General features: G+C 68.6%; 18 protein-coding genes, 3 tRNA genes and 1 pseudogene. 11 read left to right on the top strand and 11 right to left on the bottom strand.

Translation table 11 applies throughout. From position 1 onward, the window contains the following. The first annotated feature begins 308 nt into the window (after nucleotides 1–308). From ACQEXA_RS48885 to ACQEXA_RS48900, 4 genes are all read left to right on the top strand, one after another. On the top strand, nucleotides 309–4484 hold the full coding sequence (locus tag ACQEXA_RS48885; protein WP_432923827.1) for a S8 family serine peptidase: 4176 nt from the start codon (nucleotides 309–311) through the stop codon (nucleotides 4482–4484). A 256-nt stretch (nucleotides 4485–4740) separates the two neighbouring features. Beyond that, the gene (locus ACQEXA_RS48890) at nucleotides 4741–5295 is read left to right on the top strand and encodes a GNAT family N-acetyltransferase (RefSeq protein ID WP_432923825.1); all 555 of its coding nucleotides are present in this window, start codon (nucleotides 4741–4743) and stop codon (nucleotides 5293–5295) included. Nucleotides 5296–5545: 250 nt separating this feature from the next. Further along, nucleotides 5546–6088, top strand: a complete 543-nt coding sequence (locus ACQEXA_RS48895; RefSeq protein WP_432923823.1) for an HAD domain-containing protein — start codon at nucleotides 5546–5548, stop codon at nucleotides 6086–6088. A 242-nt stretch (nucleotides 6089–6330) separates the two neighbouring features. Then, a complete protein-coding gene (locus tag ACQEXA_RS48900) occupies nucleotides 6331–7746 on the top strand; it encodes a hypothetical protein (RefSeq protein ID WP_433133091.1) in 1416 nt (471 codons plus the stop codon). 91 nt (nucleotides 7747–7837) lie between these two features. Here the strand turns inward: ACQEXA_RS48900 and ACQEXA_RS48905 are convergent, their stop codons facing one another. Beyond that, nucleotides 7838–8533, bottom strand: a complete 696-nt coding sequence (locus ACQEXA_RS48905) for an alpha/beta fold hydrolase (RefSeq protein ID WP_432923819.1) — start codon at nucleotides 8531–8533, stop codon at nucleotides 7838–7840. 600 nt (nucleotides 8534–9133) lie between these two features. Here ACQEXA_RS48905 and ACQEXA_RS48910 point away from each other — a divergent pair. Together ACQEXA_RS48910 and ACQEXA_RS48915 are read left to right on the top strand one after the other, a co-directional pair. Beyond that, entirely contained in the window at nucleotides 9134–10030 is an 897-nt protein-coding gene (locus ACQEXA_RS48910; protein ID WP_432923817.1) for an adhesin, read from the top strand. Between the two features lie 223 nt (nucleotides 10031–10253). After that, complete coding sequence (locus ACQEXA_RS48915) at nucleotides 10254–11096, top strand: hypothetical protein (RefSeq protein WP_432923815.1); 843 nt, start codon at nucleotides 10254–10256, stop codon at nucleotides 11094–11096. A gap of 12 nt (nucleotides 11097–11108) precedes the next feature. On the opposite strand, the gene ACQEXA_RS48920 is transcribed toward ACQEXA_RS48915, so the two are convergent. Further along, nucleotides 11109–11183, bottom strand: a tRNA-Trp gene (locus ACQEXA_RS48920). 90 nt (nucleotides 11184–11273) lie between these two features. Here ACQEXA_RS48920 and ACQEXA_RS48925 point away from each other — a divergent pair. Both ACQEXA_RS48925 and ACQEXA_RS48930 read left to right on the top strand, forming a co-directional pair. Further along, on the top strand, nucleotides 11274–12689 hold the full coding sequence (locus tag ACQEXA_RS48925; RefSeq protein WP_433133093.1) for a DUF2201 family putative metallopeptidase: 1416 nt from the start codon (nucleotides 11274–11276) through the stop codon (nucleotides 12687–12689). Next, nucleotides 12690–14516 (top strand): AAA family ATPase, encoded by a 1827-nt coding sequence (locus ACQEXA_RS48930; protein WP_433133095.1) that lies wholly within the window; start codon nucleotides 12690–12692, stop codon nucleotides 14514–14516. 84 nt (nucleotides 14517–14600) lie between these two features. On the opposite strand, the gene ACQEXA_RS48935 is transcribed toward ACQEXA_RS48930, so the two are convergent. The 4 genes from ACQEXA_RS48935 to ACQEXA_RS48950 form a co-directional block, all read right to left on the bottom strand. Next, nucleotides 14601–15800, bottom strand: a complete 1200-nt coding sequence (locus tag ACQEXA_RS48935; RefSeq protein ID WP_432923809.1) for a ribonuclease inhibitor — start codon at nucleotides 15798–15800, stop codon at nucleotides 14601–14603. Further along, the gene (locus ACQEXA_RS48940; protein ID WP_432923807.1) at nucleotides 15800–17140 is read right to left on the bottom strand and encodes an SDR family NAD(P)-dependent oxidoreductase; all 1341 of its coding nucleotides are present in this window, start codon (nucleotides 17138–17140) and stop codon (nucleotides 15800–15802) included. Before ACQEXA_RS48940 ends, ACQEXA_RS48935 begins: the two co-directional genes overlap by 1 nt. A gap of 30 nt (nucleotides 17141–17170) precedes the next feature. Continuing rightward, nucleotides 17171–17242 (bottom strand) — tRNA-Asp (locus ACQEXA_RS48945). An 8-nt stretch (nucleotides 17243–17250) separates the two neighbouring features. Then, a tRNA-OTHER gene (locus ACQEXA_RS48950) sits at nucleotides 17251–17322 on the bottom strand. Between the two features lie 414 nt (nucleotides 17323–17736). Here ACQEXA_RS48950 and ACQEXA_RS48955 point away from each other — a divergent pair. Then, nucleotides 17737–19065: an IS701 family transposase gene (locus ACQEXA_RS48955; RefSeq protein ID WP_432933157.1), complete on the top strand. Its 1329-nt coding sequence runs from the start codon at nucleotides 17737–17739 to the stop codon at nucleotides 19063–19065. A gap of 247 nt (nucleotides 19066–19312) precedes the next feature. Here the strand turns inward: ACQEXA_RS48955 and ACQEXA_RS48960 are convergent, their stop codons facing one another. The 3 genes and pseudogenes from ACQEXA_RS48960 to ACQEXA_RS48970 form a co-directional block, all read right to left on the bottom strand. Beyond that, nucleotides 19313–20551, bottom strand: a complete 1239-nt coding sequence (locus ACQEXA_RS48960; RefSeq protein WP_432938892.1) for an IS701 family transposase — start codon at nucleotides 20549–20551, stop codon at nucleotides 19313–19315. A gap of 122 nt (nucleotides 20552–20673) precedes the next feature. Continuing rightward, a pseudogene (locus ACQEXA_RS48965) lies at nucleotides 20674–21049 on the bottom strand (VOC family protein). A 177-nt stretch (nucleotides 21050–21226) separates the two neighbouring features. Then, entirely contained in the window at nucleotides 21227–22495 is a 1269-nt protein-coding gene (locus tag ACQEXA_RS48970; protein WP_432923805.1) for an FAD-dependent monooxygenase, read from the bottom strand. An 828-nt stretch (nucleotides 22496–23323) separates the two neighbouring features. On the opposite strand from ACQEXA_RS48970, the gene ACQEXA_RS48975 reads away from it, so the two are divergent. Further along, nucleotides 23324–23896, top strand: coding sequence for a TetR/AcrR family transcriptional regulator (locus tag ACQEXA_RS48975; protein WP_359411385.1), 573 nt, complete (start codon nucleotides 23324–23326; stop codon nucleotides 23894–23896). Nucleotides 23897–24219: 323 nt separating this feature from the next. On the opposite strand, the gene ACQEXA_RS48980 is transcribed toward ACQEXA_RS48975, so the two are convergent. Beyond that, entirely contained in the window at nucleotides 24220–24819 is a 600-nt protein-coding gene (locus ACQEXA_RS48980) for an SGNH hydrolase domain-containing protein (RefSeq protein WP_433133097.1), read from the bottom strand. 218 nt (nucleotides 24820–25037) lie between these two features. Next, complete coding sequence (locus ACQEXA_RS48985; protein ID WP_432923801.1) at nucleotides 25038–25643, bottom strand: hypothetical protein; 606 nt, start codon at nucleotides 25641–25643, stop codon at nucleotides 25038–25040. Nucleotides 25644–25780: 137 nt separating this feature from the next. Between ACQEXA_RS48985 and ACQEXA_RS48990 the strand changes: the two genes are divergently transcribed. Next, nucleotides 25781–26470 carry a type 1 glutamine amidotransferase domain-containing protein gene (locus ACQEXA_RS48990; RefSeq protein ID WP_432923799.1) on the top strand — a complete coding sequence of 230 codons (690 nt, stop codon included), beginning with the start codon at nucleotides 25781–25783 and terminating at the stop codon, nucleotides 26468–26470. The last annotated feature ends 74 nt before the right edge of the window (nucleotides 26471–26544 follow it).

Here is a 26544-nt window from a genome sequence, read left to right on the forward strand (position 1 = left end):
CTGCGGCCGGATCCGCGTCGCGAGCCGTCCCTGCCGCCGTCTGCCGACCCCGGGCGCTCACCGCGGCAGGCGGCAGGCATGTGTTGGAGTCACTCTGATTCCGCCGTCAATACCCGGCATGTTAAATACCGCGCAATTTCGTCGATTCGGTGGCGACTTCTCGCCAGTTGACGGAAGTCCGCCACCCTCGTCATCTTGTGCCGGCTTTTCCACGTTGAAAGATTCCCCACCAGCGTGGGCGCTGTTCGGGGGCTGGCGCCTTCTCTGTGCTTCCTCCGAGTTCTTTCGTAAGAAGAAGTGGAGTGCCCATGAATCGGCGGAGACGAGCGATCGCTCGCGGCGTCGTCACCATAGCCAGTGCGGCCGTATTGCTCGGCACACCCGTGCAGTACGCGACGGCCACCGGAGCGACGGCGGCCGATTCCGGTGCGAAAGGTACGTCTGCGGGGGTCGCTTCGCCCTCCACACCCGGATCCTCAGCGCTCGGTCCGTGGCGCTCGTTCCTGAAGCCCACACCCGCGCAGTCGGCGAAGAACAGCCCTCACCAGGTGCTTGTGGTCCTCGGCTCGGCCACCCAGGTGACGGGCAAGTCGCTGGGCAAGCAGCGCAATCTGCAGGTCCGTACCCCGCTGACCTCAGACACCACAGTCAACACCGCGCTCCACCGTGCCCACGCGGTCTCCATGCGCCCCCTGGTGCCGGGTCTCCCGACCGCCCAGGCCCAGCAGTTGCGCTCGGCCGCCAAGGCCAAGCTGGGCACCGGGGCGATCGACCTGTCCAAGGTCCAGGTCGTCCAGCTCGCCGGTGGTGACACTGCGGCGGCTGCCCGGGCGCTGGCCGCCACACCCGGTGTCGTCTACGCCGAGCCCGATCAGACCGTCTCCCCGATGAACAGCGGCTCCGTGCCGCTGCCCTCCTCGCTGAAGGCCATGGCGGGGAAGGCCGGCTCGTCGGCGAAGGGGCAGGGCAGCCGTTCGACCGGCTCCGACGGTGTGCCCGGCAACGCGGCTCTCGGTACTTCGATGCAGAGCTTCCTCAACGCCGGTGGCGTCAACGCGACGGGCGCCTACAGCGTGCTCAAGCAGAAGTTCGACCAGTTGCCCGGTACCGGTGAGACCATCACCAACGTCTCGGTCGGCGACCTCACCGACGCGTCGACGCCGAACCTGGGCGCAGCGGGGCCGACAACCGTCGTCCAGAACGGGCAGCGGTACCTGGACATCCCCACGATGCCCTTGATCCCTACCTATACCGCGGACGCGACCGGCGCACTCGACGCGACCGGCTCGACCCAGGGGCAGGACTCCGCACTGGGTGAGGTGCTGCTCGACTTCTCCGTGATGGCGCCGCTTCCGCACGAACGGCAGCGCCCGGGCATGGAGGGCAGTGGGTACTCCGATCTGCTGGGCATCGCCCCGGGGGCGAAGTACCGGCTCGTCGTCCCGCAGCAGCCGACGTTCAGTCAGATCGCGGTGGCGCTGCTGGCCGCCGCACGGCAGCAGCCGCGCCCCGACGTGATCACCGCCAGCCTGGGCTACGGCACGGACGCTATGGGGTTCCCCGGCCGCTACCTTGAGGACGACCCGGTCCAGCAGAGCGTGATCGCGTCGATCGTGAAGCAGTACGGCATCACCGTGGTGGTCTCGTCGAATGACGGGACCAGGCTCTACACCAACGCCGCCGTCGGCCCCGACGGCGGCAGCACCGCCACCGACGTGACGCGCAAGGCCGCCGACACCACCCGGATCGACGACGACCAGGTGTCGACCACGCCCAGCAAGGTGCTGGACTCCGGCGCGATCGCCGCGGGCGGTACCACGACCGACGACACGCTGTCCGTTCCGCCGCAGAACGGCGGAGCCGCGTCGGCCAACGGGACCTGGGCGACCACCAGGCTCAACGGTTCCGGAATCTTCTCCTCGGGATTCGGCACGCGCGTGGACGTCTCGGCGCCCAGCGACGGCATCCCCGCCTTCGAGCACCAGGGCCAGAGCGCCCAGTCCGTGGCGGAGGTCCTCAGCGGAGGAACCTCGGCGTCCGCGCCCGAAATCGCTGCCGCTGCCGCTGTCGTGCTGCAGGCATCCCGGCTGACCGGGCAGCACCCGTCGCCCGATGACGTCCGTTCGCTGCTGGAGCGCACCGGCCGGGCCGTGGCCACCCCGCCGCAGATAGACCAGCCGCTGCACGTAGGCCCGCAGCTCGATGTCACAGCCGCTGTGCAGGCGGTCCTGGCCAAGGCACACGGCAGCGACGCCGGCACGGGCACGCCCCGGATCGTCCGGGTCTCGGTGGCGCATCGCCAGACCACGGGCGGGCTCGGTGGCACGTTCCTCGAGGCCACCGACCCCGGACGCATCGACCTGGCCGGACCGGGCACGGGCGCCGGCGCCACCGGCGAGGGCCTGGTCGGGCCGGTGACGATCGGCGCCGACGTGACCGGCCTGCCCGACCAGGAGGGCGTCAGCTACGCACTCCGTATCGGGAGTCACGAGTTCACCTCGGATGTGCCGGCGATCCGGCTGACACCCAGCCAGATGCTGACCGCGGCCGGGCTGCCGGTCGTCTCTACGACGGACCGTCAGGTCTCGCTGACCTTCGAGGTGCGCCGCGGCCACCAGGTGCTGGCCTCGGCCGGCCACGAGCTGACCTTCGGTCCCACCGACGGGGGCTATGCCGAGGCCCTGGCCCCTGTGGTCCAGCCCGTGGTCAAGGCGGGGCACTCCGTGCAGGTGAGCTACGACCTCACCGGAGTGCGCAACGTCAACTCGCCCCAGTTGGTCGTGTCGGGAGTCGGCCACTGGAACCCCGCGGCGGCGCCCATCTTCTCCGCCTCCTACACCGCTCCGCTCACGGGACTTCGCGGCACGGTCACCGTCCCGGCCGGCGCTTTCTCCGCCGGCGGCGGCATCTACGGGATCGGTATCGTCCAGAATCCCGCTGGCGGCGCCAGGGGCGCCGCGGCGTACGGCGAGTTCGCCTCGCTCCGGGTCGACGGCGGTTCTCCCTCGCAACGCCCGGCGGCGCCGTCTCTGGCGGCAAAGGCATCCGGAGAGTTCGGGCACCTGCTGGAGATCGGCCGGTCCTCACCGCGGTTCTCGGTGCACTACGACGTATCGCGGGTCGAGGGTGCCACCGGCACGCTGCTGGAGTTCTCCGCGCCCGGACCGAACATGTACAACTCGTACAACCTGGTCAGCAACCAGAACGGCACCGTCCGCGACCACGACGGGGTGAACAGCCCGGCCACGCTCGACCGGTCGCTGAAGGGCACGCGAGGCACGGTGGAACTCGACGCCCTCGACCTCAAGCTGCCCTCGTCGATCGCCTACGACCTGCGGGTGTTCGCCGTCGACCGGCACGGCAAGACCATCGGCCAGGCTTCGCCGACGTCGCTGCTGGCATACGACGACGGATTGGCTCCCGACGGCACCAACCTGACCAACTTCGCGATCGTCCCCGGCGGCACGTCCGTCGCGTCGGTGGAAAGTCCCACCGGTGAAGGTTCGGTGTACGACTACAACGCCGCCACCGGAACCTATGGGCGCAAGTTGACCAGCGACCCCGCGTACGGCTCCATCTACGAGGTGTTCGGCGTCGACTCCGCCCACCACACGCTCGTCCTGCACAAGCAGACCACCACCGGCGAGCAGTGGCTCGAGACCTACGACACGAGCACCGGCGACGCGGTCGGCAGCCCCGTCCGGGTCGACGACCAGTACGTCGTGACGGGCGGACGCGTGGACACCAAGCGAAACCGCGCAGCGGTGCTCGCCTACCGTTCGAGCGACCGTGCGGGCTTCGCGCTCCCCGTGGACACGGCAACCGGTGCCCTGGGCACGGCCCTTCAGCTCGACCCCACCCCGGACGGCCGCACCACCTACGGCCTGCTGGACGTGGACGAGTCGACCGGCGTCTTCTCCGCGCAGAAGACCGGGAGCACCATCAACTGTCTGGCCTCGATGGGGTCCGGCACGGTGGCCGCGGTCGACCTGGACAACGGAACGGTCACTCACAGCCAGGGGGGAACGCCTTGCGCCGGGAACCTCGCCTCCGACGAGAAGGGCAACCTCTACGAAACGTGGTACCACTCGTTCAGCGTCAACTTTGCCGGCACCGGGTACTTCGGGCAGTTGCCCAGCGGGGACCCGGTGAATCTCGGAATGCAGCAAGCGCCTGTCGCGCTCGCCGTCGACGGTGAGCACCAACTGGGGCTGTTCGCCTTCCGCTTGCCGGACCTGAAGCCGATGGGTGGTTTTCAGCAGTACGGCTTCACCGACAACAACGCGACCGGCCGCATCGTCGTCGTAGACCTGAAGACGGGTCAGACGGTGGGCACCGTGACCGGCGTGGAGTACCCGCAGTTCGGCTCCTACAACGGCCGGCTCGACAGCCATCACGAACGCGCCGTCCAGCTCGACCCGGAAACCCGGACCGGCTGGACGTACGCAGGCGACGGCAGCCAGATCCAGCAGTTCTCCTACTGATCCGACCACTGCTCGACACCCCGGGTCCGCGGGCGCCACGGCGCCCGCGGACCTGCGGCATGTGCGGCACCTGCCCAGGCACGCGTTCCGCGTGACGGCGGCCCATCCGTTTCCCGGACGGCTGTCATCCGGTGAGCGTGAGGTTGCGCAGGCGGGCGACGCCAAGCGTGGCGTGGGGGACGTCGTCGCCTTTGTGGGCTCGGCGGCGGTCCGGAAATCCCTTGATCGGCACCTGCGTGTGCGGTACTCATACCAGGTGATACGCGGTAAAGAGATCGGGCTGCGGGCCCGGTACGAGGCGGACGTGGCAGTCCTTCACAAGGAGCTCTACGACGACGTGGCGGTCCGGTCAGGTACCGATCCTCGTCCTTGGCGGCCCATAGCCGCCGGAACCGACTCACCTTTTTCGGTCACTGAGCTGTCGGAGGAGGCGGCCTCGTTCTCGGTGGTCGAGCTCCAAACGCAGGCCCTGGCCGGTGCGGCAGCGTTGTGGGGCATCGACACGCACAACAGGGCGGCGCACCTCGGGCTCTCCTTGCTCCCCTCCTTCCGGGGGCGTGGGCTCGGCTCGGACCTCGTCCACACACTGTGCGAGTACGGCTTCGTGGTACGCGGTATGCAGCGACTGCAGGTGGAGACGCTGGCCGACAACGCGGCGATGATCGCGGCTGCGAGGAGTGCGGGGTTCGTCATCGAGGGTACGCTGCGGCGCGCGGCCTGGGTGTGTGGCGAATTCAAGGATGAAGTCGTCCTTGGCCTCCTCGCCGACGAATGGACCTCCCAGGGGCGTGCGACGGCGGGCTCTCAGTAGACGAGTCAGTCCCACAGGGTCTTGAAAGCCGTCATGGCGCTGGCCGGCGTGGGTTCAAAATCCACCCCTGCCGCCACGCGAAACGGCGCCTGACCAGGAGAGACGGTCAAGGAGGTACTGGTGCCTGGCGCTGTGCCCACTCGCCACCTTGGTTGCGCGTGGTTCCTCGCACGATCGGCGCGACTGGGCACGACGAGCACGGCAGAATGCCCGGGGCCGCCTCTGCGCCTCACAGGGCTATCGTGCCCATATGACCGGCTCAGCGGAGCGCACTCTCCTGTTCCTGGACGTAGACGGACCACTGATTGCGTTCGGGTCGTCACCCAGTCGGCTTCAGGCCGCTGCTCCTGGCTCAGAGAAGCTCCCTGATCAGGAAAATCCCCTCTTGGAGCGGCTCGACCCCACGGTGGGGCCGCGCCTGATGGCGCTGGGGTGCGACCTGGTGTGGGCCTCGACATGGATGGACGACGCGAACGTGTTCGTCGCCCCGCGGATCGGGCTACCGCGCCTGCCTGTGGTGGAGTGGCCGGAGCCGTCCGTCGACGACCGCCCGCGCGGGTTGCACTGGAAGACCCGCCACCTGGTCGAATGGGCCGGCCGCCGACCGTTCGTCTGGGTCGACGACGAGATCACCGCCATGGACCGCCTCTGGGTCGCGGCACAGCACCCGGAACCATCGCTGCTTCACCGCGTAGATCCGAAGGACGGCCTCACCGACGATGACTTCTCCGCGCTTGCCGGCTGGCTCCGTACTGCCGTGTCAAACGGCGCCGGGGCAGTGGGGAGTCAGTAGGTGAGGGCGCACCTCAACGGTCCGTACTGGCACGCCCCTTCCCACGTGGTCCAGCTCCGCCGACGGGACGGAAATCGGCGAACTTCTAAGTCCTTTGGCGAACTGACCCCAGATTTTCGTCCCCTGGTCAATCTCGCCCACTAGACCTGCCGCTGACCAGTGTCGCTCGCGGGTCACGTCGCACGGTCGCACCGCACCACCTTGACCGCCCGTGAGGGATTCCCTTCGATCAAGGAAATCTGATGCGAGTCGTCCAACTGATAACCGCGCCGGTCGTCGCCTTCATGGCCGTAGCGGGACTTTCCGCGCCGGCCACGGCAGACACCCTGCCGAGCAAGAGCTCTCACTCGAGACACATCCAGGTGCGCCGGGATCACCCGGATGTGCGGGTGCCGGTCGTCGTGTCGAGATCAGGCGAGGCCGTCATCGACCTGAACGCCGAGGCGCCGGGCACCGACTGGGCCGTGGCGGGTGCCGAGTCGGCGGTGGTCTCCATTTCCGTGGACCGACACTACGCCACCGACCTTGTCGTCTCCGGCGGGCAGCCCCTTCACCGGCAGCTGGCGCTCGGTCACCTCAAGGCGGGCGTGCACATCCTGCGCCTGCATTTCTCCGACGAGCGCTCCCCGGCGGCCGCCACCTCCGCTCTTGTGGATTCGTTGCGGGTCACGACCTACGCCCCTGACAGCCCCGAGTATCTGGTGCTGCGCTACGCACCGGTCGTCTACGGGCGCAGCCTCACCGACCTCGGCAGCCCGTACCAGAACGCGACGACTGACACGCCGCTCATCGCATGGCATGAGGTCGTCCCGGCGGCCACACCCGGTCACCAGATCCTCACCTACTCGGTCGTCTGGAGCAACGAGGACGGCGGGACGAACACCCCGGCGCTGATGGCTCGTTGGGGTCGCACGACCGACATCGAGTGGATCTACTCCGTCGAGGTCGACGAGCACGGCAACCGGGTTGCGGGCAGCGACACGTACCAGGCCCCCAACCACGGGACGCTGCACTTCAGTGGCAAGTACGAGGGCGATCACGCCCTGCTGGAGACCTGCACGTCGAACAACAACATGTGCGACGTCGTCGACGACCCGATGCGCTTCTTCCTCTCGACTCTCCAGACGCTGCCGGCCGGCCAGCCTCGTGAGTACCTGATGGACGTCAACCCGTGGACCTACGAGATCATGGCCAAGGAGATGCTCCGCGAGCACAAGGTCGAGGCTCCGTCGGCGTCCACGCAGTTCACGCCCGACATGAGCGACCAGCGCAACTACCTGTATGCGGTGGTCAAGAAGAGCACTGAGCCGGCCAATACGGGTGCGTCCTGGGTCGGAGTCTCGCTCGGTGTGCGTATCGTCTCCGGCCAGACTGTCTACCTCTCCCACCACGTCGATCCGACCTGGTCGATCAGCCGTGACCTCCCGGCGGCCACGACGGTCGAGCTGCCCGCCGGCACCAAGGCCGAGGACATCGCCGAGGTGAGCGTCCATCGAGTGGTCGTCGGCACCGACACGGGCGCCACGGTGCACGTCACCGGCATCAACCGGGGCTTCTTCCTCGGCCAGGACTACCGTCCCCAGCAGTCGTTCCTGACCTGGAGCGGCGATGTGACCCTCGACGCGAACAACACCTCTGCTGTGATCTGGCGCCGCTGACGCATTCGGCAGGCGGGTGCCGACCAGGTCGGTCGGCACCCGTGCCGCCCCGCAATGGGTTGTGACCGCGCGCTCGGGGTCGGCAGGTGGGTCAGGCGTTCTTCTCCGTCAGCAGGAACGCCACAACCGCCTCTGCGAATGCCTCCGGCGCTGCACGGTGGATCAGGTGCCCGACCGGGATGGTGACCATCTGCCCGTCGGGGATATGGTCGGCCAGCTCGGCGACGCCGTCCTGAGACACATGGCTGCCTGGACCGCCGGCCACCACGAGGGTCCCGGCGGTGATCATGCTGAGCCGCTCCAGCCATCTGGGGTCAGGCACGTCGATCTGCCGCCTGACGGCCAGCACCATATTCCAGTCGAAGGTCAGATCGCCGTCCGGCCTGGTCGGGGTACTCGGTTTCCGGGGACGTGGAATCGAAACGTCCTCCAGGACGAGCCGGCTCACTCGCTGCGGATGGTCCGCCGCGAGCAGGTAGGCCACAATCCCGCCCATGGAATGCCCGATCACATCCACTCGGGCCAAGTCCAGCTCGTTGAGGAACCGGAGCACATCGGCTCGCATGAGTTCGAGCGAGTATTCCCCCGGCCAGGTGCTGCGGCCATGCCCTCGGAGGTCGGGGGCATACACGCGTCGGTAACGTGCGAGGACGGGCAATACCGATTCCCAGTCGGTCGCGTCCTCGCCCAGCGCGTGCAACAGGACCAGTGGCGGCGCATCCGGCGGACCCGACACCTGATAGGCCAGCCGGATTTCTCCCACATCGACCGAGTGCTGATCAACCATGTAGGGAGAGTATGCACAAAAACCTTGCCGCAGGATCGGCGTTCACCGGCGGCGAACCACCATCCCGGGCCAGCGGCCCGAGCCCTCAACCCCAGGCCCCGAACTTCAATGGCTGACCGCGCCGATGGCTGCTGACGGTCGGTCTTGTCGGCTACGCCGCGATGGGCAAGTGGCCTGCGGGAAAGGCGAGCCATCTGTAGGGCCGCAAGCGACGGCCGTAACTCGGCCCGCGAGCAAGCACCGGTGCTCTCAGGGCTCGGAATCTGGCCCAACTCGTTGTGCTCATGCGGGCGGTGGCCCGCCGGCGCGGATTGGGACGAGCGTCTCAACGAGGTGTTGGCGGGCGGCCCGTCACTCGGCATGCCGAAGGGTGCTCACTTCGTCGCATTCCCGTCGGAACCACTCGCCTGATTCGCCTTTGTCTTCCTCGTCATGGCAGACCACTACCTCTGCGTGGTGACCTCGTGCATAGTGGTCCCCCTCGAAAAACCTTGATCGCCTGGTTAGTACAGACCAGAGGGACCTTCGATGGCATGTGAGCGGTGCGGCGGGAATGGAAACACGCTCCCAGGAACTCCATGCTCCTGCGGGTTCGGCCGAATGAGGAAGCAGAGCCGGGATCCGTGGATAGTCCGCGAGACGCCCTACGGCCGCTGGAAGGCGCTGTCGCGTCCGCACAAGGCAGGCGTCGCGCTGGGCGCCCTGGTCTTGTTGTCTGGGGTGGTCGGCGCCGGGATCCCGCTTGTTGCATCGTCCCTCACCTCCGATGCGGGGACGACGCGGAGCGGCGGAGTAAGCGCGGGGGCACATCACGTGTCGAACCCGAGGCTGATCCTGCCCACGGACGCCCCGGCGCTGCCGGATCCGACTCTCTCCGGATCCCCCGCGTCCTCCACCTCCACCCCCGCCCACTCTCACTCCGCCAAGCCGAGCGGTACCCAGAACTCCGGCGCCGACCCCAAGCCGGAACCTGCCCACTACTCGGCCTGGGTCGGACACGGCTGCGCCTCCGGGGCATACGGCGGCTACGCCGAGTACGGCCGCTACTCCGACGGCATCGAAGGCTGGTACACCGTTGACCACGGCGGCTACGACGGCGGTTCATGCGACGGCTCCTACGCCGCCGTGCCCATGTCGGGCAGTCGGACGCAGGACAACGACAACGGGGCGCTGTGGTGGTGGTCGGTGGACCGTGCGTACGGCACGTGCGCGATCGGCGTCTTCGTACCCACCGGCGACAGCCGAGATGTGGGCGGCGACCCGACGACGTACCGTGTGCTTTCCGACCCGCGAGACGAGAACAGCGCGTACGCCACCTTCCAGGTCGATCAGCGGGCGAACCGGGGCACGCTTGTCAACGCGGGCACGTACCGTCTGAAGGAGGGCCGTATCGCGGTGCGGATGCTTGACCGCGGTCAGGACTGGGACGACGACGGCCCTACGTACGCCCACCATGCGGCGGCCCAGATGAAGATCACTTGCCAGGCTGGGCCCTGAGAGCCGGGTCAGACGTGCGGGCTGCCACGGATCCAACGGTGCGAGAAGCCGAGTGGGGCCATCGGTGACGGGGACTGGCCCCTGGACGGATGGCCTCGAGGAGCAAGCGGCGCAGGTCTTTGCACACCTTCGGGCCGGACCGGACTGAGGGCGCGCAACAACGGTCGTACACAAGGTCGATTCCTCGGTGCGGGGCTGCCTTGGCCTGCGGCATCATGCCCTCATGTCTGACAACAGCGCCGCGGAACGGGCGGCCGGGTTTTTGCTCGGCCTCACCGACGAGGAGACCGCCGCCCGGGTCCGGGCGCGCACCGGACTGCCCGGACCAGAGGACATCTCGGCTGCCCGGCTGCGGCTGGAACGTGCCTGGACCTGGGCGCGGGAGGGACTGCCGGCCTCCGTGGCGCTGTGGATCCTGGAGGAGGACGACCCGAAGCTCAACGCGGTGGTGTGGCGGCACATCATCACCGACACCGGTCTGCGCCGGGCCGTCGCCCGCGGAGTGCCGTTCGGCCCCGGCCGCGCGCAGTCCGTCCCCGTGAACCGCGTGATGCAATCCGAGGAACCCCAAGTCCCGGAGAGCTACCAGCGCCTCGGCCTCGTCGGCGCGCTGCGCGAGGCCGACTCCATGCGCAGGGGACGCGAGGCCGCGTCCATGGTCCTGACCCGCGCGGACTGGCGGACGGTCACCGAGGCGGACACCCAGCACCCGCTGCCCGGTTACGCGCGCTGGGCGCTGTCCGTACGCCCGGACTGCCCGCCCGCGCTGCGCGCACAGTTCGGCTCGCACCCCAGGTTCACCCATCGGGTGCGGCAGGCGGGTGTCCTCGACGGACCCGCGGAGTACGCGACTGCCCACGGCCCAGCGGTCCGCGTCCTGGACGTGCTGTCCCTCGGTCCCTTGCTCTTCCCGGCGCGGATCCAAGCCGCCAGGGACGCTCTGCGCCCGTTCGTCCGGGACCACTTGGGTGACCGCGAGGAGGCGTGGGCGGTTCTGGCACGGCTGATGGGCACCTTCTACGGCACCGCCCCCGAGCTGATCGCGACCGCGGGCGCCATCGCCTGACCGGTGGGTGAGTGGCGGGGCGGCTGGATTCGAACCAGCGTGGTCCGGTTTTGGAGACCGGTGCGACTGCCTCTGCGCTACGACCCCGCCTTGCCGCCGAGCGTAATGCCTTGGCTCGCTGTCAGTGGCGGCTGGTACCAATGGAACCCGGGGGACCTGCACCACGGGGGAGAGCACATGGCGTACGGGGACGGGGGGCGGCTGCGCGCTCCGGTGGTGGAACTGGCCGACCGCAGGGCGCTGGAGCGGTACCGTCCGGCGGATTCCGATCTCGTCGCCGAGGCGCGGCGGCTGAAGGAGGCCGCGCTGCTGGACTTCGGGCTGAAGGAGTCCGCGGTGGCGTCGTGGCTGTACGCCAAGTGCCGTCATCAGATCCCGACGACGGCGGTGGACACGGCCGCCGTGGTGGCCTCGGGGGACGGCACCTGCCTGCTGCTGTACAACCCGGACTTCTTCGTCGGACTCGGCCTGGACGGCGTGAAGTTCGTGTTGTTCCACGAGGCGCGCCACCTCGTACACCGGCATCTGTTCGCCGAGCCCGAACTGCGCGCCGACCCGGTTTTCGAGCTGGCCGCCGAGGTGTCCATCAACCACGTGGCGCTGGTCCGGCTGGGCCGCGAGGAACTGCCCCTGCTCGACGGGCGGCCCACGGGTGTCGACCCGCGACAGGTGTACGACGCCTATGTCGCGGATCTGACGGCCCACGGGCTGGAGCCGGTGGCGTACGAGGCGTTCACCGAGACGGACATGCGGGTGTACGGCGAGCTGAAGCGGATGCATCACCCACCGGTGCCGGAGCGCCGGCTGTGCGTGCATCTGGGCGCGTCGGACGATGCCGCCGTACCGCTGGACCAGGAGACCGTCGATCAGGTGACCTTCCCGGCCCTGCTCAACTCCCTGCTGGCGGCACGGCGCGGGCACGCCGGCGTGGAGCGGGAGCTGCTGGATCTGATGGGCCGTACGGAAGAGGGCTCCGCGCGGGCGGCGCGGATCTGGGGGAACCTGGGTGCGGGCATGCTGCGCGGCGAGACCGCGCGCACGCAGACGGTCGACTGGTGGCAGCGCTGGCTGGTCGACGTGCTCGGCTCGAAACTGCGCGACGGCGAGCGGCTGGTGTACCCGAAGAAGCGGGGCGCCCTGCTCATGGCCCTCGGCCAGGCCCCGCTGCTCGCGCGCCGCGGCCCGGTGCGGGAGAAGGTCCTCGTCGTCGCCTACGACACCTCCGGATCGATGCCCGACCACGTCATCCGGTGGCTGACCGAGTTGGTCGGCCGGATCGACGGCGTCGAGGCGCACTGGCTGTCCTTCGACGCCGTGGTGATGCCGTTCCGGCCGGGGGAGCGGGTCTACGGCGGGGGCGGCACCAGCTTCCAGGTGGTCGCGGACTACGTCGAGGGCCGCACCGAGGTGAACGGCCGCCGGTTCGACGTCACCCCGGACGCGGTCGTCGTGCTCACCGACGGATACGCGGCGCCGATCACCCCTGCCGAGCCGGAGAAGTGGATCTGGCTGATCACGCAGGTCGGCAACGAGTGGCCTGAGACGCACACACCGGCGATGGACTGCCATCGCGTCACGACAGGATCGCGGTAAATGAGCACTGAGACACCGGAGTTGATGGCAACCCTCGGCCGGCGTCGGCCCGATGACCCCTCGCGTCTGGAGGAGTTCATCGACGCGATGATCGACCTGGGCCAGACGGGGCAGATCTTCGGCGAGCACGGCATCGGCAAGACGGCGACGTTCTTCTCGCACATCGCTCGCGCCCACCCCGACGCCACGCTGGTGTACGTCCCGGCCGCGAACCTGACGCCCGACGACCTGCTGGTCAACGCGCCGGTGCAGGATCCGCACACGGGCGAACTGGTGCTGCGCCAGCTGGTGATGAGCCAGCTCAAGCCGAGCCGGCCCTACGTGCTGCTCATCGACGACTCGCTACAGGCGGGCGACACGATCCAGTCGCAGCTGATGCAGATCGCCTGCAACTGGACGCTCGGCGAGCATGATCTGCGGGCGCTGGGCTGCATCGGCGTCTTCCTCACGGACAACGAGTCATTGGCCGAGACATCGGCCCGGCGCAGCGATCTGGCGCTATTGGACCGCATGGTGACGATGCGGATCACCGCCAACGACACCTCTTGGCGGCGCCATCTGGCGGCCAAGTACCGCCCGTGGGACCTGACGGAGGTGTTCGCGCTGTGGGCGTCGCTGCCGCCGGCGCTGCGCGAACTCCTTTCGCCACGCACACTCGACCACGTCCTCGCCAACGCACGCGAGGGCTTCCCGCTGCGGTGGGGGCTGCCCCTGGTGGACGGCGAGCGGCTTCGGCTAGCCGAGCCGAGCCCGGACGGCCGGCCCGGCCAGAACCGCACGACCGAGATCCTGGACCGCATCGCACGAGCCGTCGGGGTGCCCGACCCGGCGCGGATTCCGGACCCGGTGCGGCGGGTGCTGCGGGCGGCGCTGCGCAACCGCTGGACGGTGCTGCTGCAGGGCCCGCCCGGCTGCGGAAAGACGGAGCTCGTGCGGGAGACGGTCCGTGAAGGCCTGGGCCGGGACGCGCTGTACTTCTCGCTACCGGTGACGAACGTGGAGGACCTCTGCGCTCCGGTGCCCTCGCCGGACGGCACGCTGGAAAACCTGCTCGCCGCGAAGTTCACCGGGCCCGAGCCCAAGGCGATCGTGTGGGACGAGTACAACCGGCCCAAGGACAAGGCGGCGTTCGCCAAGCTGATGGAGATCACTCAGGAGTGGTCGCTGGCCGGACGGCCGATCGAGAACCTGCGGGCGCAGATAGCAGTGCAGAACCCGCCGTACCATCTGGGCCGCAAGCTGCTGGTGTCGCGGAACAACATCGCGCAGGCGACCCGGTTCACGGCCTCGCTGGAGGTGGAGCCGGAGGACATCCCGGCCAACGAGTGGCTGATCGCCCGGTACGGCAAGGACGCCGAGACGGTGCTGGAGTGGTGGAAGCACGACATCGACGAGGAGGGCCGCGCCTGGATCACCAAGCGGACCCTGGAGCGGCTGATCAAGCTGCACCGGCGCGGGCTGCCGCTGGAGATGGCGACCGTCTACCTCGGCGACGGGGAGTACGCACCGGTGCCGCTCACCGCGCTGATCGACCGCCTGCGCGGCCGCCCCGTGACCGGTCTGCGGGAACTGGCCCGCGACGTGGACGCGTGGGAGGCACGGCTGCGGCGCGCGGCCGATCAGTCCGCGGAGGGCGGTGGCGACAGTGATGTCGTCCACCAGATCCTTGCCAACGCGGAGCTGTCCCAGCTGAAGAAGCACCGCGCCGCGGTAACCCGGCTGGTGGCCTTGCTGCCGGCGAAGCTGCGGGCCACCTATCTGGTGGGGGTGTCGGAGAAGCAGCAGCGGTTCTGGACGGAGGTGTTCATGGGGATGCGGAAGCGCTGAGCAGCCGGACGTCACGGCGCCGGTCCCGTCCGGCGGGCCGAGCCGCTATGCGTCGTGTGCGTCGACCCGCTGTGCGTCGACCCGCTACGCGCCGGTGTCCGCGCCACGCGGCGCCGCCGTCCGGTGGACGCTGCGGACGGCGGCCACGTCGGGCGGGACGGCGGGTGCCGGGATGTGGGCGCTGAGGGCGGCGAGGCGGCGTTTGATGCTACCGGCGATGCCGGGGCCGAGTACGAAGCGAGTGGCCATGGCGGCGCGGGGCGCGGCGTCGAGGAGGCGGTGGGCCTCACGGCTGCGCATCCCGGTGTGGCTGAGGACCAGGTGGGCGAGGCGGTGCTCGGCGGTGGCGAGGGCTTCGGCGATCGCTTCGGCGGCCGCCAGGTCGACGTGGTTGTCGGCCGCGCCGAGCACGGCCGCCGCGCGGACCCGGCCGAGGTCCAGCAGGGCGACCCCGGCCGCGGTGGCGGCCGTGACCAGCCGGGCCGCGGCCTGCGGTCCGATGCCGTTGCTCGCGACCGACAGGCGCGTCAGCCGCCCGTACGGCGCCCGCTCCAGCACGGCGGCGAGCCGGAGGGCGCCCGCGTCGCCCAACCGGGCGGCGGACACGTACAGTTCGTTCACCGCGCCCTCGGCGATCACCGCGGCGAGCACCTGCGCTCCGGCCTCTTCCAGCGGGTTGCCGCCGACGAAGAGCCGCTCGATGCGGCGGCCGTTGCCGGCGGCGACCAGGAGAGCGTCCCCGAGTGCGGCGGCACCGGTCGGGTCGAGACCGGTCTGGACGAGGTCGAGGGTGCGCAACGACCGTGCGGAGTCGATGAGTGCGGCCGCCGCGCTGCCTCCGGCGCTGCCGAGCGGGTTCCGTTTGAGCCACATGCCGGTGACGACGTGCGGCGAGGCGCGCAGCTGGTCGGCGATGCGGCATGCGCCGCCCGCAGTGATGCCGTTGCAGCCGAGGTAGAGCGTATCGACCTGCGCGGCGCTCCCGGCCACCGCGACGGCGCCCTCGTCGCCGAGGGCGTCCGTGCCGAGCAGCAGGTGCCGTACCGGGGAAGGGCCCTGACCGAGAGCCTCGGCGACCAGTGCGGCGCCCTGCGCGCCCAGCGCCTGCTTGCACAGGTCGAGCCGGCCGTCGGGCAGTGCCGTACCGGCCGTGAAGTCCAGGCGCTCCCCTGCCGGGCGGCCCGCCCGAAGCCAGTCCAGCAGCGGGACGAGGTCGGCCACCGGACGCGGCACGACGGACGGCACGCCCGCGAAACCGACCTCCGGCTCGATCGGGTCCACCATCACCACGCCGCCTCCTGGTAGTCCTTGAGGAACACGCCGGAGACCGGGTCGCCGGCCTCGCCACGCACGATCGGGTCGTAGACGCGGGCCGCGCCGTCGACGATGTCCAGCGGAGTGCGGAACCCGGCGCCCGTCATCCGGGCCTTCTTGGGGGCGGGGTTCTCGTCGGTGATCCAGCCGGTGTCGACCGCGCACATATGGACGCCCTGCTCCGCGAGTTCGGCGGCGCTGGTGCGGGTGAGCATGTTTAGCGCGGCCTTGGCCATGTTGGTGTGCGGATGGCCGGAGGTCTTGTTGCGGACGGCGAACCTGCCCTCCACAGCGGTGACGTTGACCACGTAGCGACGCGCGTGCGGGGAGGCGAGCAGCAGCGGTAGCAGTCGGTCGCACAACAGCGCCGGAGCGAGGGCGTTGACGAGCTGGGTCTCCAGCACCTCGGCGGGGTCGAGTGCGCCGAGCCGGGCCGACCAGGAGTTCTCGGGGGACGGGTCGGGCAGCAGCCCGGCCTCGTCAGCCTCGCGCAGCACGGCAGGCAGGGACGCGGCCGAGCCGGGCAGTATCCGCATCGGGGTGAAGCCGGGCGCCCGGCGGGCGCCCTCGGGCAGGGCGTCGTACTCGCCGGCGGCCAGCAGTGCGTACGACTGGGGCGGCCGACGCAGGGTCTGTGCCGCATTGTTGACGAGGATGTCCAACGGCCGCCCCTCCTGCCGCAGTTCCTCGCACAGGCCCAGTACCTGGCGCGGGTCGCGCAGATCGACGGCGAGGACGGTGAGCTTGTCCAGCCATGCCTCGCTGCCGGGCGCGGCGCGGAACCGGCGAGCGGTGTCGTGCGGGAAGCGGGTGGTGACCAGCACTTCGGCGCCGTCCCGCAGCATCATCAGCGCCAGCTGGAAACCTATCTTCACCCGGCCGCCCGTCAGCAGGGCACGGCGGCCGGAGAGGTCGGTGCTCAGGGCGCGGCGGCGCCGGTTGTCGGCGGCACAGTCAGGACACAGCCGGTGGTAGAACGTGTCGACCTGTCGGTAGGACGACTTGCAGACATAGCAGTGGCGTGGCTTGCGGAAGACTCCTCCACTGCCGGGCACCGCCAGCGGGGCGTCCTCGCGCCGGTCCGGGGCGCCGGTCGCGGTGGCGGCCATCACGGCGGCATCCGCCGCGGACACCTCGGTGCCCCGGGCCTTGCGCCGACGGAGGCGCCCGTCGCGCGCGAAGGAGGACGCGACCTGCTCAGCCTGCAGCCGCACCGGGTCGTCGACGGGCAGCGCCCGCAGCTTGCCCACCACCTGGTGGAAGACCGCGAGTTCGGCCTCGCTGAACGTCCCGCCGGTCGCCTCGCCCATCCGTTCCCGCCCCGTGTCCGTGCCGCACCGTGGTCCCGGCCGGATTCGAACCGGCGTATCCGCCCTGACAAGGCGGCGAGTCTGCCTCTGCTCTACGGGACCCGGAAGCGTCCGGACGACCGGATTCGAACCGGCGTGATTCGCCTACGCAGTGCGTGCGCCTGCCTCTGCGCTATGTCCGGACGCGCCCCAGATCCTAGTAGAGCCTGCTCAGTTGCATTCAGGAGGGGCATGTCTGTTCGACCGCGGGCGGCGTCGTCATGTCATGCCACCCAGGGAATTGCCGAAGCCCGGAAGGACCTGGAGACATTCACGGCGAGGTTGTTCGAGGCGTTCCCACATGCTGATCAGCGGCGTGGGGCGGGCACGGCGCAGATCGGTGACCGCAAGCGGGCCGAGGGCAGGCGCCACACACAGGCCGTGCGCGCCCTAGCCGCCGCCACGTCAGAGCGGGTGGTGGCAATGGCAATAGCTAGAGCATGGGCACGTGTTTTTGTTGCCGCCCGAAGGGCTTCCTCCCGGCAACTAACCCTTCAGTTGGAGATCAGCGGCCCCGCTGTAGTTCCTCGGTCATCGTGTGGGGGTAACTGCCTTGTATGAAGGCGGAGTTACTGGACATTATGCCGGAGATCACCGATCGGGAGCGGGCCGAGGAGTTCTCCGATCAGTTGGAGAACCTGCTGGTGGAGGTTGGCGGGATCTTCCCGCGGGCGGATCTGCGGATGCGGGCCGCGCGGTGCATCCGCGGCCTGCTCTCCCCGGTGTCACGCAAGAATGGCTGGCAGCTTGCCGAGTACGGCGGCGACGCCGAGCCGTGGGGGCAGCAGCATCTGCTGGACCGCTCGGTCTGGGACGTCGATGCGCTGCGGGACTTCACCCGACGCTACGTCATCGATGGCCTGGACGACGGCGGGAGGGGAGCTGGGCCCGGCGGAGCGGGGGTTTTGGTGGTCGACGAGACCGGCTTCGCCAAGAAGGGCCGGGCCTCGGTCGGGGTGGCCAGGCAGTACTCCGGCACGCTCGGCGGGGTCTTCCCGTGCCAGATCGGGGTGATGGCCGCCTGGGCCACCGGACGCGGGCAGGCACTGATCGACCGGGAGATCTACCAGCCCCGGGAATGGACCGAGGACCGGGCCCGCTGCCGCGCCGCACACGTCCCCGACACCGTCGGTTTCGCCACCAAGCCCCGCCTGGCCGAGCAGATGATCGCCCGTACGCTGCCCAACCTTCCCGAGGACCGGGTGTGGGTGGCCGCCGATGAGGTCTATGGACGCGACGGCGCCTTCCGCGTCTTCCTGGAGGAGCACCATCTGCCCTACGCGGTGAACGTGCAGGCCAACCACACGGTGCTGCCCCGTCCCGGCTGGCGGCACGCCGCGAGGCTGGTGGAGCGGCACGCCGCCGAGGACGACTGGGTCACCCTGCCGGCCGGCCCCTCCCAGCTCGACTCCCGCGTCTGGCAGTGGTGGGTACGCCCTATCCCCGACCCTGAGGCGGAGACCGGCGACGGGGCGTGGGCGCGGTGGTTCATCGCCCGGCGACGGCCGCAGACCCCCACCGGGCGCGACTACTACCTGGCCTGGGGCCCGCCCGAGACCACCGTGGAAGAGCTGGTCTGTGTACCCGGGGCCCGCTGGCGAGTGGAGGAAGCGATCAAGCTCGCGAAGTCGGCCGCCGGGATGGCCGATTACGAGGTGCGTTCCTTCCACGGCTGGTACCGGCACATCACCCTGGCCCAGCTGGCCGCGGCCTTCCTGGCTGTCCAGGCCGCGGCCGCCACCCGCGACGAGGAGCCCGCCCCCGGCCCCGACCGCGTCGCGGAGATCCTGCACGCCAGCTTGGACACGCCTCCCGGCCACACAGGGGGACCTCGCCGATCCCACCAGCCCTACCGGCACCGCCGCTATCGCGTTCACGGCGTATGAAATCGCCCGACTGCTGTGGGTGATGGCACCCCAGCCCACCCCGGCCGAGCGGATCCGCCACGGCCTGCACTGGTCCTGGTGGCGACGCTGCCACCAGGCCGTCGCCCGCGCCTGTCACAGGCGGCGCAACCGTGCCCGCGAAGCCGAACACCCCACGGCACGGCCGCCACCCACCGGTCCTCAAACTACAGCGGGGCCGCTGATCTCCAACTGAAGGAACTAATACTCCAGCTGTAGATCGTGATCTTCATGTCTGGGATGCGGCTTGTCGCTGGTAGTGGCTGGTGCGTGATCGCTGCTGGTGGCGACGTCGCCAGTCGGACCAGCCGAGTCGGTGGGCGATGTCGTGGAGGGGCTGGGCGACGAGCGTGATGAACAGGCGCTGGATCTCGTTGCAGGACAGCGGGACCAGCCCGTCCGGGGCGGGGTTGCGGGCGTGTTCGTCGGCGCGGACGACGGCGAGGAAGGCGTGGGCGAGCATCGCGAAGGTGACCCAGCGGGTCCAGGAGGGGTAGCGGCGGACTTGGTGCTCATCGAGTCCGGCCAGCCCTTTCTCGGTCTGGAAGGTTTCCTCCACACGCCATCTGGATCCGGCGACCCGCACCAGCTCGGTCAGCGGCACCGGCCGGGGTGAAAAGCAGCGGTAGTAGGCGAGTTCGCCGGTGGTGCGGCTGCGGCGGATCAGCAGTTGGCGGCTGCCCGGCGCCGCCTCGGTGAGATCGATGACGGCCCAGTCGTAGAACCGCTGTCCCTTCGCACCGCGTCCAGCCGAGAGCTTCTGCCAGGCCCGCTTCGGCACCTTCTTCACCAGGGCATCGGCGCGGAAGGTGCCCGCACCGGTGGTCACTTCGGCCGAGCAGGCCACCGCGAGGACATAGCCGATGCCGCGTTTCTCCAGAGCCGTGCGCAGTTTCGGGTTGCCGCCGTAGACCTCATCCCCGGTGATCCAGCCCACGTGGTGTCCGGCGTCCAGGAAGCGTTCGATCATCGTGCGGGCCAGTTCCGGCTTGGTCGCAAAGACGGTGTCCTCGCCGAGCCCCGCTGCCCGGCAGCGATCCGGGTCGCATGTCCAGGAGCGCGGGATGTACAGCTCCCGGTCCACCGCCGCGTGTCCCCGCTCGCCCGCGTAGACGAGGAAGACCGCGACCTGGGAGTTCTCGATCCTGCCGGCGGTGCCGGTGTACTGGCGCTGGACGGCGACGGTATGGGTGCCCTTCTTCACGTCGCCGGTCTCGTCGACGACCAGCACCGCTGCCTCGTCGTGGAGGTGCTCGACGACGTATTCGCGCACGTCGTCGCGGACGGCGTCGGCGTCCCAGACAGCCCGGCACAGGAGATGCTGCATGCCGTGCGGGCTGGTCTCCCCGGCCCACTCCGCGATCGTCCAGCAGTTTTTGCGCGGCAGGTCAGACAGCAGGCCCAGCACCAGCCGCCCGGCCCGCAGCCGCGGTTCGTAGCGGCTGAAGCGGCCCGCGATCCGGCTCATGGCCACCTCGAACGCCTCCCGCCATCGGGCGGGATCTATGCTGTGGCCTGCGGCCACCGTCTCGTCGTTAGTCCACACAACTCATGATGATCACCGGTGGCCGCACCTTTTCGGTGTCCCTGTCAGTCCCGGACGAGACAGAACGGGTGTCCTGCCGGATCCGCAAAAATGCGCCAACTCCGCTTTCCATCACCTTCGTCGAGCAGTGTGGCGCCCCGCCTGAGAACGTCTTCCTGGGCTCGTTCCAGGTCCTTGACCCCAGGTCGAGGTGGAACTGCTGAGGGTGAGCGGAGTCCGGCCACCGCGGCGGCCGATGGTCTTCCACGCGATGGAAGGCCAGCACGAACCCACCGTCGGTGTGGAGCGTCGCCCAGCCCTCGCCGAGCGACCACCGCGGGTCCGGCTGGTTCACTACGCCACCGAGAAGCGACTGGTAGAACCGGACAGCTCAACGACATCGGCACAGTCCAACGCCACGCACTGCAGCTTGGCGATCACGAAGGGCAGCGTCTCATGACGCCTGATCACGATCTGCAGCTGGAGTACCAGCCTCCTGAACAGCGAAGTTATTACCGCATGAGCAAGGATTGACTCACCATCATGGCTACGTCGTCGCGCAGGACCGCGTCGGCAGGAGATCTGCAATGCGACGTCGAAGGCCCATACCTCCACTGTCTACCCGTCACGGCTTCCCTGCTGATCAAGTCCGGACGGGCAGGGTAGTCGGCCAGTTTGACGTGACTGGTCGTCTTTTCCTTCTCCTCGCCGGCGGGCGAGGTACCAACGTCGGCCAGTGGCAAAGGCGCGGCGTGCCGTGCGTACGGCAGCGATCTGGGTGGCAAGGTGCAGTTGGTGGTGCCAGGGGCTCTGGCCGCCGTGGCGTACCGACATGGCGTGCGCGAACGCCACAGCGTCGCGGTCGATGTACTGGTCCAAGTGCTCGAACCACGCCATGCTCGTACGCGAGGCCGCCTGCACCGGATGGAGTTCCGCGCGGCGATGGCGGTCGTACTCCCGCAGGGCGTCCTGCACGTCAAGGTATTTCTGCAGGCTGTGTGCGAGGACGATCGCGTCGATGATCGCCAGTCTGGTGCCCGACCCCAGCGTGAAGTGGGTGGTGTGGGCAGCGTCGCCGACGAGCACCGTCGTGCCGTGGTACCAGGTCTTGTTGGTCACGTGCGCGAAGCGCTGCCAGTGCGCCGGTGCGCCCCGTGATCGACTGATCAAGCGGTGGCCGTCGAGCGCGCGCTTGAACGTGTCCTCCAGCAGTTCCACTCCCTGGTCGCGGCCGAGCACGTCGAGTCCCAGACTGTGCCAGGTCTGCGGTGAGCATTCGACGATGCAGGTGCTGATTCCCGCGACCGATGGGTAGGCGTGAAACCAGATCCATCCGGCGGACGTCTGCTCGAAGCTGAACACGAAGCTGCGGAACGCCTGGTCCGTGCCGAGCCAGATGTAGGGATTGAGACCGATTTCAATGCGGGTTCCGAACGCTGCGCTCTGTCCCCGGATCCCGCTGGTCGCTCCGTCGGCGGCAACGAGAAGGTCCGCTTCGGGAAGCGTCGAGTGTTCTGCAACGCGGTGGCCATACTGGACGTCGACGCCGAGCTGCGAGGCACGCCGGGCCAGGACGTCGAGCAATGCAGATCGGCTGATGCTGTATCCGTAACCCCCGAAGTGCGCCGTCTGCTCGCCGCCCGAGCCGTGCACACGCACCTCCTGGTCCTGCCACAGCACGGACCTGGCGGTGACCTCCTGCGCGCTTTCCGGATCGTTGCCATAGAGGACGTCCAACAGGTCGTCCCAGTACACGACGCCCCAGCCGTAGGTGGCCGCGGGCGGGTCACGGTCATAAACGGTGATCTCGTGCCCGGCATCGCGCAACTTGGCCGAGATCGCGAAGTACAGTCCCGCAGGCCCCGCACCGACGCACACGATCCTCACCGCTACCCACCGCCCCGACTATCAGTCGGATGAGAGGCCTGTCGCTTCAGACGGGTCCGGATGCCCGAGGTGTCCGGGCATCCGGATTCGGCACTCACGAAACTGCCGAACGTTGATCGCGAGCTCACCACGCTGGAGCGTCAGTAGCCGTGCCCGCCACCGCCGCGGTCTCCCCAACCCCAGCCGTCACCGGAGTGGCCGCAGTCTCCTCAACCCCAGCCGCCACCGTTTCCCCAACCCCAGCCGCCACCGTCTCCCCAACCCCAGCCCCAGCCGTCACCGTGGGAGAGGCGATCTCCCAGGCTCTTGCTGTAGTCCGAAGCGACATGGGACGACGGGGGGGAGACGGCCGCGCTGGCAGCGCCGGCTCCGGCCGCGATGGCAAAGATGGGTGCCGTGCAGATCACAGCGGCTATCCGCCGCATCCTGCTCGTAGTTGCGCGCATGATGTCCCCCTTCCGGGGGGTCGCAACAGGGATCTCGGGCGCTCAGGGGGAACGCCCATAGGCGCCAGATCCTGCGCGCGGGTCTGACGCGTGGTGATCCACCCGCCGGACCTGCTGAACCACGTCCCAGCATTTTCCAAGCAGGCTTGCGGATCTTACTATTGAGTACAAGACGGAGCATACAGTACGAAACGCACCGTTTCGTCAATATAGGGCCACTTTTCCGGCAAAATCAATGGGTTCCAGTGGCTCACAAGGGAGACATGCGGTGGACACTCCCAGGAGGCAAGACGGCCGCCAGAGCACTGTGGCTCCTGAGTACGCCCAACCCGACCACATCGCGCCTGACTCGCGTCGGCGTCGCCGGGAATCTCACGAAGCCGTGCTCCGAGCCACGAAAGACCTCCTCGGCGAGGTCGGATACCAGCGGCTAACCTTCGAAGGCATCGCCCGGCGCGCCGGAGTCAGCAAGGCCACCATCTATCGGTGGTGGCCGAACAAGGCCGCACTCGTGATCGAGGCCCTCAGCGGGGAAGTCCCCCTGCCTCCCATCCACGAGACCGGCGACCTCGAAGCCGACCTCCGCACGGCCGTCCGTCTCACTATCGAGCTCGTCTCCGCCATGCCCACTTGCCTGATCCTCCCAGCGCTTCTCGCCGACGTGATCGAGGATCCCACCGGCACCGGAGCCTTCGCCGAACTCATCGAACCCCGCCGCGCGTCGGTCGAGAACCTGCTGGAGCGGGCCCGCCTCGAAGGCCGGTTGCCGCCGGACACCGATACCTCACTGATGGTCGACATTTACTCCGGAACCGTCGTGTACCTGGCCGCGGTGAACCACATACCGCCGGGCGAGGCGGTGGTGGACCAACTCGTCAGCCTCCTCTTGCACGGCCACCTCCCGGTCTCGAAGGGACCCGCCCCCGCAGACCGGGAAGGATCGCCAGGCGCGTGAGTCGGCCGCGCAGAAGTCGCCCCCTGCTGGGAGATCCCTGTCGATGGCGCCGTAGGCCGTACTGAGCACTCATAGCGAGGGACGCCGCCGCGGTCTGCGGGATGACCTCATTCAGCGCCACCCAGGGACATAGACCCCAGTGAACTGACGGCGTATCTAGTGTCTGTCGCTGAGGCCGCCAGAAAAGGAAAGGACCCGATGCAATACGCGTCCGACATCCTTGCTGACTGCGCCAGCTAGCACCCAGCGGAGATCACGATCTACGGCTGGCGTACTAACTTCATTCCTTTAGTCGCTGGACTGCATTTTTCGTTGCGCGCCGTCTATCGATGAAACATCGAATTGAGAATCCAATTCCCAAGGCGCACTTTGGTTTCCTTGCTGCAGTGCACGTTGGTGCCGTATACCGGTACTCCGGAAATCTCCCTCGGGCATTGATTCAAATCATTGCAGAGCTGGTGGTAGATATCCAGGTAATGTACCCCAGGATACTTCTTGCTGAATTCCAGAAGAATCCCGGACAGCAAGGTCCCCACTGAACCCGGGGAGTGCTGAAAGGTGGACTCGAAGACGTAGACCGGGGTCCTCCTCCGGGAGAGGATCCGGATGGCTCGGTCAAGATTGGTGACAAACCTCCTGCGCGCCTCGTCGTCGCGAATCGTCACCAGTTTCCCGCCTGGGCCGATCTGCTGCTCGGCCGCATCCCACTGAACGCTCAGCAGAACCGCGTCCGGTCGCACCTTGTCCATCAGGGCAGGCCACTCGACCTCCCAGTTCGGACAATTCCTGTTCGGCATCGGATTGATCGGCTTGCGGATCCCGCAGGCGAGTGCTGAGGCATCCTTGACCTGCCCCTTTCCGCCAAAGGCCGCAGTGATCCCGGTAGCCGCGTCCCGAGCCCAGGAATCCCCGACGACCAGCACCTTCTTCCCTTCCGCGCCCGGCAGCAGCTTGGGGTCCCCCTATGAGGGAAGGCCGGTGTTACGCCGGGATGCAGATGCTTCAGGGACCGAGCACGGAGCGGCATAGCAGGGAATATCCGAGCGCGCCGGCTTGGCTTCGTGATTCACTCCGGGGGCCCCGCTCGGCCACCCCGAAATGCTGCCCGCCAGGAACAGGGAAACACCTTTCAACACCTGACCTACAGGCATTCTCGCCAGTCCCTCCTGAGGAAGACAGTGCGCAATTCATCGGTAGGTTCCGAGAACTCGGATAACGACCTCGGAGCGTACCGGGGGGAAGTCGGACACCCGTCCGACACGACTCGGCCGTAGGGCATTTCACCGGATCGGCCCAAACCGTCCGGAAGACTGCCTCCGGATGATGCATCGACGGGCGCGCCAGAACTTGGCAGTAGCAGCCGGACAACTAATCTCCTGAGCGGCAATCCGATTGCTTCCGAGTCGGCGCGCGGTGTCGTTCCGTCTGATTGGGGCGCTTCTGCGCGCGGAATCCACAAACGCCGTCCGACGATGACGGACTCCGGAGAATCCAGGTGGATAAAATCATGGTGCGAGGAAGAATCGAGGACCCCGAAGACCGGCGTGAGCATGGCTCGCTCCAGGCGTGGGCCACGGGCCGGAAGCCAAGCCAGGCAGGGGTTGCCTCCCGCCCTGCTGTCCGTCAGTGCGTCCGGGTCGTGGCAGGTGACCGCGAAGCTCTGCGCCTCGGCCGGATGGCCGTCCCAGGCCGTTCGTGGCGCCCTGGATGATCTCGAGGTGGCGGTGTACTCGAGATGGCGCGTCACTCAAGGAAATGGCAGGTCAGGTCCGCTTTTCGTTTCCGACAGCATCGCACACCTCGCGGATGACTTGCGCACAGACCATGCTTTCACTGGGGGATATGCGCTAACCATGTCGGATCTGGACGGGAAGGCGATTGTCCATGGCAAAGCTGCTTTTCGTGATGACTGGGACGGCGTACTGGACGCTCAAGGATGGCACCAGGCACGCGACGGGCTACTGGGCCGAAGAGTTCGCGGCCCCGTACAAGGCCCTCACCGAGGCCGGCCATGAGATCGTCGTCGCCACCCCTCGCGGGGTCGTACCGACGGTGGACATGATGAGCCTGCGCCCCGAGATGGCCGGCAGCGCCCAGATCGCACTCGATCTGGAGGCGATCATCCGCTCCGCGGAGGTGTTGCGGCGCCCGATCCAACTGGCGGATGCCCGGCTGGAGGATTACGACGCCGTCTACCTCCCAGGAGGCCACGGGCCCATGGAGGACCTGTGCCTCGATGCCGACGCGGGCCGGCTGCTGACGGCGGCCCTGGCTTCCGGCAAGCCGCTCGCCATCGTCTGCCATGCGCCGGCGGCCATGCTGGCGACCAGGATCCATGGCAAGTCGCCGTTCGTCGGCTACCGGGTCACCGCCTTCACGAACGAGGAAGAGGAAGCGGTCGGACTCGCCCAACGGGCCAGGTGGACGGTCGAGACCGAGCTCATCGAGATGGGCGTCGACTTCACCAAGGGCGAGATGTGGAAGCCCTACACGGTGGTGGATCGCAACCTGTTCACCGGACAGAACCCTGCGTCGGCATCCGTCTTGGCGGAACGCATGCTCAAGGTTCTCTGACGACTTCCCCCACGATTGAGACAGGGGTGTGAAGCGGGCGATGGTGTGGTGCCCGCGCGCCCGATCGCCGTCCT

This window comes from Streptomyces sp. CA-106110, assembly GCF_050936285.1.
In the GTDB taxonomy this organism is placed as follows: domain Bacteria; phylum Actinomycetota; class Actinomycetes; order Streptomycetales; family Streptomycetaceae; genus Streptomyces.